Origin of the sequence: Kutzneria chonburiensis, assembly GCF_028622115.1 — a bacterium.
GTDB lineage: Bacteria > Actinomycetota > Actinomycetes > Mycobacteriales > Pseudonocardiaceae > Kutzneria > Kutzneria chonburiensis.
The window spans coordinates 4,011,298-4,023,870 of sequence record NZ_CP097263.1 but is presented as its reverse complement, the minus strand read 5'-3'; the positions used below and the strand labels follow the sequence as shown (position 1 = coordinate 4,023,870).

Genomic DNA, 12,573 nt, shown 5'->3' with positions numbered 1-12,573 from the left:
AACGAATGAAAAGTGTTGTGGGGCAAGGCAAAGGGGTGTGGAGAGGCCGGTGTCGCGATGGGGAGCTGCCAAGCCGGAGAACTACTGCCGGCAGCTCCCCGCAACCCAAGAACTACCGCCCGGTCCACCGAGGAGCACGCTTCTCGGCGAACGCCTGCGCCCCTTCACGGGCATCCGACGACGCGAACACGGGCCCCGTGATGGCCTCCTGACGGGAGAAAGCCTCGGCAGCAGCCCAATCCCGCGACTCCACGATGACCTGCTTGGTGGCACGAACGGCCAACGGACCGTTGGCGGCGATCTCGGCAGCCAACGAGCGGGCGACGGTCAACGCCTCGCCGGCAGCGGACAACCGGTTCACGAAGCCAAAATGATGGGCGCGAGGGGCGTCCAGGAAGCCGCCGGTGAGGGCTAGCTCCATCGCTACGTGATAGGGGAGACGGGAAGGCAGCCGAAGGACACCTCCGCCGGCGGCGACCAAACCCCGCTTCACCTCGGGGATGCCGAACTTGGCCTCCGAGGAGGCAACGATCAGGTCGCACGACAACGCGATCTCCAGACCGCCGGCCAGCGCGTAGCCCTCGACGGCGGCGATCAGAGGCTTCACCGGCGGCCGCTGCGTGATGCCGCCGAACCCCCGACCCTCCACGGTCGGGAACTCGCCGCGCACGAACGCCTTGAGGTCCATGCCGGCGCAGAACGTGCCACCGGCCCCGGTGACGATGCCGACGACAAGATCGTCGCGGCGGTCCAGTTCGTCGACGGCGGCGGCGAGGCCCTCGGCGACGGCCCGGTCCACGGCGTTGCGCGCGGACGGGCGGTTGATCGTGATCACGGCGACGCCGTCGGCGTACTCGGTCAGCACCTCGTCAGACATGATCCTCAGGCTAGAGGGATGAAGAATTTATATTCATCCGCCGCTTGACAGGCCGGCGAACGGAGAATAATTTCAGTCCGGACGGAAGGGGGAGCGGTGTCGCAGCGAAGCGGATCGACGGTCGACCAGATCAGGGCGATGCTGCCGGGCATGCCGGCGGCGCAGCGGGCGCTGGCCGAGCTCATCCTGGCCGACCCGGCGGGGGTGGCCAGGACGACGATTCTCGATCTGTCCGAACGGTGCGGCGTCTCCACCGGCAGCATCACCCGGCTGTGCCGGTCGCTGGGCCTGAGCGGGTACGCCGCGCTGCGGATCGCGCTCGCCTCGGACAGCCCGGCGCCGCGCCGTGGCACCTGGGACGGCGAGGTCGGGATCGACGCCGAGGACGACATCGACCGCGTCGCCGAGGTGGTGGCGCACAGCGTGGGCCGGATCGTCGCCGAGGCGGTCGCGCACCTCGATCTCACGGACGTGGAACGGGCGGCGAAGCTCATCGGCTCGGCCGGCCGGGTGATCATGTCCGGTGTCGGCGGCAGCTCGACCGTGGCTTCCGAGTTGCAGCAACGCCTGTACCGCATCGGCGTGCCGGTCTGGGCCTGGTCCGATCCGCACGTCGCGCTCACCGGCATCGCCCTGACCTCGCCCGGCGACGTGCTCGTGCTGTTCTCGCACAGTGGCCGCACCGAGGAGACCATCGCGCTGGCGACCGAGGCGCGCACACGGGCCGTGACGACCGTCGCCGTCACCAACGATCCCAGTTCGCCGCTGGCCGAGCTTGCCGACATCGCCCTGGTCACCGGCGTGTCCCAGCTCGGTTTCCAGCACGAGGTGGCGCTGGCCCGGTACGCCCAGCTGGCCGTGGTCGACCTGATCTACATCACAGTGGCCCGCACGACGCTCGATCGCACCACCCGGTCCATGGCGGTCACCGCGGAGGCGGTGCGGGGCCGGCGCGGCAGCACTCGCTGACCGTCTCGTCTTCTGGGGGACTCACATGCGGATCCGTGTGCTCGGGGCGGTGGACGTTGCCGCCGATGATGGCTGTAGACCGGTGGGGCGCAAGGCTTTTGCCGTCGCCGCGATGCTGGCCGTGCGCCTCGGCGAGCACGTGCCGGTGGACGAGCTGGCCGACGTGGTGTGGGCCGGCAATCCGCCGGCGAAGTTCCGGGAGAGCCTGTACACCTACGTTTCCTCGCTGCGACGGGCATTACGGCGGCCGGAGTCGATCACGCGCAGCGGGGCCGGGTATCGGCTGGAGCTCGACCGCGCCGAGGTCGACCTGCACGCGTTCGACGACCTGGCCGAGCACGGTCGACGCCTCGCCGCGGCAGGCGATTACCGTGCAGCCGCGGCAAAGTTCACCGCCGCGCTCACGTTGTGGCGTGGTGACGCGCTGGCCGGCCTGCCCGGCAGTTGGGTGGCGGCTCGGCGGCAGGAATTCGCCGATCAGCGGCTCGTGGTCATGGCGGACCGGGTCGACGCCGAGTTGGCCGCGGGCGACGCGGAGCCGGTGGTGTCGGCGCCGCACCGGTATGGTCGGCGCGACGTTTCACTCGGCCAGCTGCCCCGGCCCCGGCAGCTGCCGGCGGACGTCGCGGATTTCACCGGTCGCGCCGACCAGCTCACGCAGCTTTCGGCCTTGCTGGGCCGATCCGACGAGGGCATGCCGCTTGGTCTGATCACCGGGCGGCCCGGCGTCGGCAAGTCCTGTCTCGCGGTGCGGGCGGCGCACCGCGCATCCTCACAATTCCCTGGAGGGCAGCTGTTTGCCCGCCTCGGCAACGCCGATCCGGCGGACGTGCTCGCCGCTTTCCTTCGGGCGCTCGGCCTGTCCGTACCGTCCGAAGTGGACGAACGCGCGAGGCTGTACCGCAGTGTGCTGGCGGACCGGCCGGCGTTGGTGGTGCTGGACGACGCGGTGAGCGAGCACCAGGTCCGGCCGCTGCTGCCGGGTGGACCGGGTAGCGCGGTGCTGGTGACCAGCCGGCGTTCGCTGACCGGGTTGCACGACGCGAAAAGACTGCCGCTCAACCCCTTCGGCCTGAACCTCGGCATCGAGTTGCTGGCCGAAATCGCCGGTTCGGATCGGGTGCGGGCCGAAGCCGACAGCGCGCACGAGATCGTCCGGCTGTGCGGCGGAGTGCCGCTGGCCGTGCGGATCGCCGGCGCGCGGCTGGTCACGCGGCCGTTGCTGCGGCTGGCCAGCCTGGCCGACCGGCTGCGTGCCCCCGAGTCCGTGCTGACCGAGCTGGTCGCCGGCGATCTCGCGGTGACAGAGGGCCTGCACTGGGCCTACGACCAGCTGGCGCCCCCGGATCGACCAGCGCTGGCCCGGCTCGCCGCGATCGGCGAGACGGCGCTCACCCCGGTCAAGATCGCCGCCCTGCTCGGGCTGCGGCGGTTCGAGGCCGAGGACCTCCTGGACCGGCTGGTCGGCGCGCACCTGGTCGATGCGGCCGAGCCGGGTGGGCACATCAGCCATCTCGTCCGGGCCTTCCTGGCCGGGCAGCGCGACGAGCACGCCGTCAGCGCCTGATTCGCCAGCACTGATTCGCCAGCACAAGGGGCGGGATCACCGGTTACGGTGACCCCGCCCCTTTTTTCGTGCGCACAGTGTCTCAAAAAAACCTCAAAACCTGAAAAGCGCCTCAAAATCCGCGGCGAGGTTTTCTCAAGCCCCCGGTGTCACTCTTTTCCTGTCACCGAGACGAGGGGGAACGAGAAATGAGAAAGACCACATCGGCCGCGCTGACCGTGTTGGGCGCCACGCTGGCCACGGCGGTTGTCGCGGCACCGGCCTCCGCCGGCACCACGTCCGACATCGCCGCACTGGCCCGGGCGAACGAGGGCAAGACGGCCTGTTCGACGAACAGCCTCGGCGGCGGTTCCTACTATTCCAGCTGCACCGGAGCCGGCGGTTCGCCAGAGAACTGGTGCGCGGACTTCGCGCGCTGGGTGTGGGCTAATTCGGGGTCCAGTTCACCGGCGATCTCAATGCCATGGCGGCCAGCTTCTACAGCTACGGCACGCGACACGGCACGATCGCCAACGCTCCTCGGGTCGGTGACGCGGCCGTGTTCAGCCCGACCAACTCCACCGGCAACATCCAGCACGTCGCGATCGTCACCCAGGTGAACTCGAACGGAACCATCGCCGTCGAGAACGGCAACTTCGGCGACAATCCGTCGGTGTCGCGGGTGGTGCCGGCGACGATCAACAGTACGGTCGGCTCATACAGCTCGGCCGAGGGATACAACCTGGTCGGATACGTCGCCCCGGTCGGCGTCGCCAACACGAGCTCGTACGCCAGCCTTGCCGTGTACCGGCCGTCCAACAGCAATTTCTATGTCCGCAAGGCCGACGGCACGCTGCTCACGCAGACCGCTTTCGGGCAGACGAACGATCAACCCCTCGCCGGTCACTTCGAGGACAGCAGCTACGACAACCTGGCGGTCTACCGCCCGTCGGAAGCCAGCTTCTATATTCGCAAGTCGGACGGCACCCTGTTCACCCAGGTGTTCTTCGGGCAGGCCGGCGACCTCCCGCTGGTCGGTCATTTCGAGGACAGCGCCTATGACAACCTGGCCGTGTATCGCCCGTCGGAGGCGGCGTTCTACATTCGCAAGTCGGATGGCACCGTACTCAGCCGGATCCCGTTCGGACAAACCGGTGACATTCCGCTGGCCGGGCATTTCGAGAACAATGCATACGACAACCTCGCGGTGTACCGCCCGTCGAACAACACGTTCTACATTCGCAAGTCGGACGGCACGACGCTGACCCAGGTCGCGTTCGGCCAGAGCGGCGACATCCCGGTCGCCGGCCATTTCGAGGACAACGCGTTCGACAACCTGGCGGTCTACCGCCCGTCGAACGACACCTACTACATCCGCAAGTCCGACGGCACCCTGCTCACCCAGGTCGTCTTCGGTGAGCCGGGCGACCTGCCCGTTGTCGGCTACTTCCAGTGAAAAGGACAGCAGAGATGAACACCGTTTCGCGGGCCCGGCGCATCGGCGTGGCGGCCATGGTCGCCCTGGGCGTGGTGCTGACCGGCGTGACCCAGATCGACGCGTTCGGTGCGACGAGCTCCGTGGCCGACGCGGTGAAGGCCGGCGCGTTCAGCCCGAACTCGACGCAGAGCAATGCCGACTTCATCAACGCGGCCGGCCCGGCGGCCCAGCCCTCGCAGGCCGACTACGGCGTGCCGGCCTCGGTCACCGTCGCCCAGGCCGTCCTGGAGTCGAACTGGGGCAACGCCGCCCCGAACAACAACTACTTCGGCATCAAGTGCGCCGGCGGTGACCACGGTCCGATCGCCAACGGCTGCGCCAACCTGCCGACCACCGAGTGCGACCCGGGCTGCCACACCGTGATGGCCTCGTTCCGCACCTACGCCTCGATGGCCGACTCGTTCCGCGACCACGGCCTGTTCCTCCGGTCGAACAGCCGCTACGGCAACGCCTTCCACTACACCAGCAACCCGGACCAGTTCGTCCGCGAGGTGGCGGCCGCCGGCTACGCGACCGACCCGAGCTATGCGAGCAAGGTCATCAGCATCATGCAGGCCAACAACCTGTACCGCTTCAACACCACCACCGCCTCGTACGCCAGCCTCGCCGTGTACCGCCCGTCCGACAACAACTTCTACGTGCGCAAGGCCGACGGCACACTGCTCGGCCAGACCCCCTTCGGCGAGCAGGGCGACGTGCCGCTGGCCGGCCACTTCCAGGACAGCGCCTACGACAACCTGGCCGTGTTCCGGCCGTCCAACGCCAGCTTCTACATCCGGGCGGCCGACGGCAGCCTGCTCACCCAGGTGTTCTTCGGGCAGACCGGTGACGTGCCGGTGGTCGGTCACTTCGAGGACAGCAACTATGACAACCTGGCGGTGTACCGGCCGTCGAACAGCACCTTCTACATCCGCAAGTCCGACGGCTCCGTGCTCACGCAGGTCGCGTTCGGTCAGAGCGGCGACATCCCCGTCATCGGTCACTTCGAGGACAGCAGCTACGACAATCTGGCCGTGTACCGGCCGTCCACCAGCACGTTCTACATCCGCAAGTCCGACGGCACCGTGCTCACCCAGGTCGTCTTCGGTCAGAGCGGCGACATCCCCGTCACCGGCCACTTCGAGAACAGCAGCTACGACAACCTGGCGGTGTACCGGCCGTCCGACAGCAACTACTACATCCGCAAGTCCGACGGCAGCCTGCTGACCAAGGTTGCCTTCGGCCAGACCGGCGACCTGCCGGTGGTCGGCCACTTCCAGTAACCCCACAGGCAACACGGCCCGCCTCCGTCGGAGGCGGGCCGTTTTTGCCGTCAGGGAGCCAAAATCGCGCTCGCGTAGGTGCTCAACGCCTCGCGGTCGGGCTGCTGGGTCTTGGCGATGAGGCTGGCGACGTGCTTCTCCACGGTACGGGGGGAGATGTGCAGCCGGTTGGCGATGGCCTTGTTGCCCAGGCGTTCCACCAGCAGCCGGAAGACGTCGTACTCCCGCACGGTGACGCCGACGGACCGCAGGGCGCTGGGCACCTGGTCGGCGCCGACCCGACGCTGCTGCACGGACACGCCGACCTGCCGCAGCAGGGCCCGGCACGCCGACGCGGTGCCGGTGACGTTGTTGCGGTGGAAGTATTCCTCGGCATTGCGGAGCCACGTGACCGGATCACCCCACCCGTCCACGTGAGCGGGCTCGGCGACCAGGCGCAAACCGAGGTTGCGGGCCATCGGGAAGGCCCCGCCAACCTGCTGCGCCGACGCCATGGCGCACTCGGCCTGCTCCACCTTGCCTTCACGCCCGTAGAGCACGGCCCCGGCGAGCTCGGTGAAGTGCCGGTTCCAGCGCATCCCGCCGGCCGGCGTGGACATCACGGACTCATGTTCGGCCCACGCGAAACGGCCCTCCAGCACACCCAACAACAGGTCCAACCCGTGCCGCCCGGCCAGATGGAACGTCGTGGGATTCTCGGCTTCCAGCGACAGTGCCTCCGCGAGCTCACGATCGGCCAGCTCGCGGTTCTCCTCCAACAGGGCACAGAAAACCCGGGCCAGACCGAAGGAAAGCGGCAGTTCCTGCGACTTCTCCCCGCCCCACTGCCGGAATTCGGCCAGGGCGTCCTCCATCTCCTTGCGCCGCCCCTGATGTGCGGCCAAGGTCGCCTTGGTCATCAACACGTATCGGACGATCGAGCCGTGTTGGAGCCGACGGGCCGACTCGCCGCAGGCGATGATCCGCTCGGACGCGAGGTCGTAGTCCCCGCCGAGCACGGTGTGCAGCGCGATGATGGCGTCGGCGTTGTAGGCCATGGTGATCGCGCCGATCCGCAGCGCTTCCTGCCGGGCCCGTTCCAGGGTGGCAGTGTCCGCAGTGGACAGCCAGTCGATACCGGCCAGCCGCATCATGGCGTACGCGCGCTGCATCGGCAGCTGGTGCTGCTCGCCGAGCTGCTTGGCCTTCTCCAGGCACTCCATGGCCCGCGTGATGTCGTGTTCACGGGCGATGATCCCGAGCAGTTCCCACGCCTCACAGGCCACCACCGGCTGCGACGAACGCTCGGCGGCGGCCACCGCCCGACGGGCCAAAGCCTCGGCCCGGGCCAGCCGATCCGGGCGAGGCGTGTCCAGTTCCAGATACGCCGCAACGACATCGACCGGCGCGGTGTCCTCGTCGGCGGCGTCAGCACCGAGCAGGGTCCGGGCGGCCGTGACCTGTTCCACGCCGTCCAGCGGACGCCCGGCCAGATACGCGACCTTGGCCAGCCGGGTGTGCAGAGCGGCCCGCCGCCGGGTGTCCAGGCCGTCGCCGTCGAGATCGGCGAGCTTGCCGGCGAGCTGGAAGGCCCGGTCGAAATGCCCGGCTTCGGCCAGCGCCGGCAGCAGCGACTCCAGGATGTCGGCCCGGATGCCGGCGTCCAGCTTTCGGGTCAGCAGACGATTGGCCTTGTCCAGCAACGTGATCGCGGACCCGGCGGCCCCGTCACGCAACGCCCGTCGCCCGGCTTCGGCGAACAGCCGACCGGCCGCGGCGTCCTCGCCGGCGTCCAACCGCAGCGAAGCGACCAGCTGGCACCAGTGGCCGGGCAGCGACGGATGCAGTTCCAGCACGGCATCGGCGGCCTTGGAGGACAGCTCGGCCCGGTCGATGGGCGTGAGCTGGCTGAGCAACGCCTCCGCGGTCAGCGGATGTCGGAAGGCGTACCAGTCCGGCGCGGGCTCGTCGGGGGTGACGAGCTGCGCGGCCACGCCGGCGTGCAGATGGGACAGCAGTCCACGATCGTCGATGTCGGCGACCTTGCGTACCACCGAAAGTGGGAACCGGTGACCCAGCACGGCAGCCACCGACAGTAGCATTCGGCCTTGCGGGCCAAGCCGATCCGTGCGGTTGGCGATGCTGCGCACCACCGCCGCCGGCACCTCGGTGCGCAGCTGCCCGACCACCTGCCAGCCGTCGCCGCTGGGCACGAGCAGACCGTTGCTCACCATGCCGTGCAACAGTTCCTCGACGATGAACGGATTGCCGGCGCTGTCCACCCACAGCCGCTGCACGACCTCGTCGGCCACCTCGGCCAGCGGGATCTCCAGGCACGACGCGGCCATCGACCGCACCTGCACGCGGTCGAGCCGCCGCAGTTCGGCCAGCGTGCCGGTGCGCCGCTGCTCGCTGGCCCGGGCCAGGTCCAAAGCCGCGCAGGGCTCGCCCCGAATGGTGGCCAGCAGCATCACCGGCTGCAATTCCAGATTGTCCGTCAGGTATTCCACGACGGCCAGCGTCTCGGCGTCGGCGTCGTGCAGATCCTCAAGCACCAGCAGGCATCCACGCCCGCGACCGGCCACCGACAACAGCCGTAGCACGGCCTCGGCCAGCACCACCAGCGACACCGGCTGCGGCGGCGCAGCCGCGGCCCACTCAGGTATCAATCGGCCCAGAACGGGACGATACGGGCCGAGTTCGTTGTCGTCGAACGGCTCCCCGCCGCGAAACAGCGACAGCAAAGCCTCGGTCAACGGACGGAACGGCACCATCGGGCCGATGGTCGAGCCCCGACCGCGCAGCACTCGCATGCCGGCGTCGAAGGCCCGCCCGGTGGCCATCGCGGCCAGCCGCGACTTGCCGATCCCCGCCTCGCCGACCAGGAACGCCGATCCCCCACGGCCGGCGCGAGTCCCGGACAGCGCCCGCGTGAGCTCGGTCAGCTCGGCGTCGCGGCCGACCAACAATGGCGCGCGGGTCTGCATGGGGCGACCCTAATGGGCAACGCTTGAAATTCCAGCAGAAAGCCACCGGAGTGGCCGAATAGCGGGACGGTCTGCCCCTAGGTGTACGGCGGATCCCCCCATCCGGGCACATCGGATGGGGGGACCGGCGATCACGTGGCGGTCAGACCGTGCCCGGCGCGCTGACCGTGGTGAACGGAATGGCGGTGACCGCCATGAAGGCGCTCATGCCCAGCGTCATCCCGGCCAGCGCCCGAGCCCGCGCCCCCGCGCGGGTTCTCGAGGTCACCACGATCTCGCCCGCCGGGTTCTCGCCACTGGCGGTGGCGAACTCGACGTCGGTGGCGGTCTCGTCGGTGGTGAAGTCGTTCATCCCAGTCTCCCTCAGTAAGATTCCCTCAGTGGCACAACGAAAAACTCATACGTCGAGCAGGAGCACCGATGGCACCTGGTCGGCGAAGCCGAGTCGGAGCAGCCCGTAGCCGATGCCGGCCAGACCGCTCAGCAGTCCGGGCGTGGGGACCTCGTTGGGCGTGCCGCAGCGCGCCCCGTACTGGTCGAGCGAGCCGAGCACCAGGCCGGCCCGCCGGCTGACGGCGCCGGTGTGGCCGACCGCGATGAGCGCCTCGATGGCGCCGAGCTCACCGTGGCACAGACTCAGGTCACGCAGCGGCGGAAGTCCCGCCAGGGCGTCCACCCAGTGGCCGAGCCCTTCCTCCGCACGGCCGATCCGCGCCAGCAGCGATCCGGGAATGCCGGCGCACCACCCGTGATCCGCCGACCGGGCCGCGAGATCCCCGTCCGCAGCCAGGAAGCTGTTGCCGGCCGCCTCGTGCCGGTCGCTGCCGATCACCGAGGCCAGCCGCAGCAGGGCCCAGCCGGCACCGGCCGGGCCGCGGGCGAAGCCGACCTGGTCGGTGGTGGCGTGGCGGCCGGTGGCCAGCCGGTCGGCGTAGCGGATGGCCAGCGTGCCGGCCGTGGACAGGCCGCTCTCGGCGTGCACGGCGAGCATCGCCGCCAGCCCGCCGGCCAGGCCGTTGGCCACGTCGGCCGGCTCGTCGCCGGCCTCGGTCTCCAGCGCGGTGGCCAGCCGGACGGCCGTGGTCAGCCAGCCCAGCACCTCGGCGTCGTCGCCGAGCAGCCGGTGCAGCCGGGCCAGGGCGTAGCAGATGCCGCCGAGGCCGTGGAAGCCGCCGGAGCCGACGGCCAGCGCCAGCGCGAGGTCGTCACCGAGGGCGTCCAGCAGCCGTGGGATGGGCTGGATCGCCTGCCGGGCCAGATCGCCGTACCGGGGCGCGCCGGTCAGCTTGGCCAGCTGCGCCAGGAACAACGCCAGACCGGGGTAGCCGTTGGCCAGGCCGGCGCCCATCGGCAGCACGGTCCACTGGCGGTCGTCCACGAGTTCCAGGCCGAGCCAGTTCGTCCGGTCCGCACCGGGCACCGCCCGGCCGACCAGCTCGTCGGCGATGCCGCAGGCCGCGGCGAGCAGCCGCTGCGGATCGGGTACGACGGTGGCCACCGCGCCGGGCAGCATGTCGACACCGCGGTGCGACACGGGCTGCGGGCGGGTCGCGAACGAGGCCCGGATCAGCCATTCCTGGTTGTGCCGGTCGATCTCGCCCATGTCGGCGATCTTCGACTCGGCGGCGGCCAGGCCGGACTCCGCGAGCAGGTTGGGCAGCCGGACCCCGGTGGCCGAGAAGACGTCCCGCGAGCCGGCGTGGCAGGTGAACATCGGCACGTCGCCGGCCCACAGGTCGGCGATCTCGTGCGGCACGAGACGGCGGCGCATCGGGTCGTCCAGCGAGTCCGTCCACAGCAGATCGAACACGCTGTCCCGGTCGAGGGCGTCGCGCAGCACGTCCGGGTGCGTCGACTCGTCCAGCAGCGTCGCGTACAGCGCGGTCGGGCGGGCCACGAAGCGCAGCTCGTCGTCGGCGCAGGTGCGCAGCAGGTCGACGAAGGAAACCCGGTGCTCGACGATCGCGTCGTACGCGGCCTGGAAGCCGGTCAGCAGCGCGGCCTGGTAGTCGCGCGGCTCGGCCTCCTGGTCGCCCAGACGCGGCCGGTTGCGCCCTCCCCGCATCGCAACCGGCCGCCGGACCAGCCGCATCGAGTCCGTGCCGGCGTCGTCCCAACCCACCCCATCGGTCGGGAAGACGCCCTGGTCACCGCCCAGTCCGGACAGGTCGAGCGAGCCGTTCTCGCCCAGCATCACCTGCGGCAGCAGCGCGGTGCGGAACACCGAGCGCACCAACTCCTGCGCGGCCGGGTCGTGGCCGGTCGCCGTGTCCACCTGCATCGTCGGGTGGAACAGGGTTTCCACGTCCACCAGCACCGGCTGGTCGCCGGCGGCGATCAGGTTCTCGTAGTGCATGTCGCTGCCGTCGACGGCGTACAGGACGGCGAGCAGCGCCCCCTGGCGGCGGTAGAACCGGCTCAGCCCGGTCACTTCCTCGCACGAGGCCGAGGAGACGAACTCCTGCCAGCCGTAGCCGTCGCGGCACAGCAGCGTCACCCGGCGCAGGCTCAGGTCGTGGACCCGGCCGTTGAGCCAGTCCAGCAGGTCGTTGAAGTGGTTGTGCAGGTCGAGCGGGCGCGGCTTGTAGACGACGGTCCGGCCGTCGGCGAACGTGATCAGCGCGACCGAGCGGCCGTGCTGGTGGGCGTCGCCGCCGGTGGACTCGATGCGGGCCAGCGGACCCGGGTCGATGCCGTCCAGCAGGGTTTCGACGATGGCGTCGCGATCGGACGTGAGACGCTCGAGCAGCTCAAGGTGCGCGGCGACGGCCTGCTGGCACGTCTGGGCCAGCAGCCGGGCCAGCACCGGGTACTCGGCGAACAGCGCGTCCAGGTCGGGGCGGCGGGCGAACTCGGCGAACCGCTCGGCCGGCGTGCCGCCGGTCAGCCGGCCGCGGGCCCGGGCCCGGTTCAGCTCCAGCACCAGCGTGCGGGCGGCCAGGCGGGCAAGGCAGCGGCCGAGGCAGTGCACGAAACCGCCGGTGACCTCGGGATCGGCCGTGCCGGCCACCGCCGCCTCGGCGATCTCCACCAGCGGCCGCAGGCCGGTGGCCAGCGCGCCGATCCAGTCGTCGCCGAACTCCTTGCGGTGCCCGGTCGGCGTGGTCAGGGCCGAATCCACGAAGTCGGCCCAGCCGGGACGGGCGACCCGGCGGGCCAGCGCGTCCGGTGTCTCGGCCAGCAGGCCGGTCAGCAGCTTCTCGTCCAGACCGGCGGCCGCGAGCCGCCGTTCGAACCAGTCGGGGGCCAGCTCCTCGTGCGCCCGGCGCCACCGCTCCAGCCGGGCCAGCGCGTTCGCGGTGCCGCTGACCTGCTGCGACGGGCGGGGCAACCGCTCGTGCAGGGTCAGGCCCCCGGCCCACCAGAACGTCGCTGACTTCGTCACGTTGAGAAAGGTGTCACGTTCCCCACCTACCTACATGGGGGCGCGGCCCCCATATTCGTGACCCCTGCCC

General features: G+C 70.2%; 8 protein-coding genes. 4 read left to right on the top strand and 4 right to left on the bottom strand.

The window, feature by feature from the left end; translation table 11 throughout:
• Window positions 1–112: 112 nt before the first annotated feature.
• Entirely contained in the window at window positions 113–877 is a 765-nt protein-coding gene (locus tag M3Q35_RS18020) for a crotonase/enoyl-CoA hydratase family protein (protein ID WP_273943021.1), read from the bottom strand.
• Between the two features lie 96 nt (window positions 878–973).
• Between M3Q35_RS18020 and M3Q35_RS18015 the strand changes: the two genes are divergently transcribed.
• From M3Q35_RS18015 to M3Q35_RS18000, 4 genes are all read left to right on the top strand, one after another.
• Window positions 974–1,846 carry a MurR/RpiR family transcriptional regulator gene (locus tag M3Q35_RS18015; protein WP_273943019.1) on the top strand — a complete coding sequence of 291 codons (873 nt, stop codon included), beginning with the start codon at window positions 974–976 and terminating at the stop codon, window positions 1,844–1,846.
• Window positions 1,847–1,928: 82 nt separating this feature from the next.
• A complete protein-coding gene (locus M3Q35_RS18010) occupies window positions 1,929–3,413 on the top strand; it encodes a BTAD domain-containing putative transcriptional regulator (protein ID WP_273943018.1) in 1,485 nt (494 codons plus the stop codon).
• Window positions 3,414–3,876: 463 nt separating this feature from the next.
• Window positions 3,877–4,848 (top strand): CHAP domain-containing protein, encoded by a 972-nt coding sequence (locus M3Q35_RS18005; protein WP_273943017.1) that lies wholly within the window; start codon window positions 3,877–3,879, stop codon window positions 4,846–4,848.
• A 14-nt stretch (window positions 4,849–4,862) separates the two neighbouring features.
• A complete protein-coding gene (locus M3Q35_RS18000) occupies window positions 4,863–6,152 on the top strand; it encodes a glucosaminidase domain-containing protein (protein ID WP_273943016.1) in 1,290 nt (429 codons plus the stop codon).
• A 50-nt stretch (window positions 6,153–6,202) separates the two neighbouring features.
• On the opposite strand, the gene M3Q35_RS17995 is transcribed toward M3Q35_RS18000, so the two are convergent.
• The 3 genes from M3Q35_RS17995 to M3Q35_RS17985 all read right to left on the bottom strand — a co-directional run bounded on the left by M3Q35_RS17995 (window position 6,203) and on the right by M3Q35_RS17985 (window position 12,503).
• On the bottom strand, window positions 6,203–9,118 hold the full coding sequence (locus M3Q35_RS17995) for a helix-turn-helix transcriptional regulator (RefSeq protein ID WP_273943015.1): 2,916 nt from the start codon (window positions 9,116–9,118) through the stop codon (window positions 6,203–6,205).
• Between the two features lie 142 nt (window positions 9,119–9,260).
• Window positions 9,261–9,470, bottom strand: a complete 210-nt coding sequence (locus M3Q35_RS17990; protein WP_273943014.1) for a hypothetical protein — start codon at window positions 9,468–9,470, stop codon at window positions 9,261–9,263.
• Between the two features lie 45 nt (window positions 9,471–9,515).
• Window positions 9,516–12,503: a type 2 lanthipeptide synthetase LanM family protein gene (locus M3Q35_RS17985; RefSeq protein ID WP_273943013.1), complete on the bottom strand. Its 2,988-nt coding sequence runs from the start codon at window positions 12,501–12,503 to the stop codon at window positions 9,516–9,518.
• Window positions 12,504–12,573 lie beyond the last annotated feature (70 nt).

Coding starts and splice junctions, on each gene's coding strand:
- M3Q35_RS18020 (WP_273943021.1), bottom strand. CDS start 877: ATGTCTGACGAGGTGCTGACCGAGTACGCCGACGGCGTCGCCGTGATC.
- M3Q35_RS18005 (WP_273943017.1), top strand. CDS start 3,877: ATGGCGGCCAGCTTCTACAGCTACGGCACGCGACACGGCACGATCGCC.
- M3Q35_RS18000 (WP_273943016.1), top strand. CDS start 4,863: ATGAACACCGTTTCGCGGGCCCGGCGCATCGGCGTGGCGGCCATGGTC.
- M3Q35_RS17995 (WP_273943015.1), bottom strand. CDS start 9,118: ATGCAGACCCGCGCGCCATTGTTGGTCGGCCGCGACGCCGAGCTGACC.
- M3Q35_RS17990 (WP_273943014.1), bottom strand. CDS start 9,470: ATGAACGACTTCACCACCGACGAGACCGCCACCGACGTCGAGTTCGCC.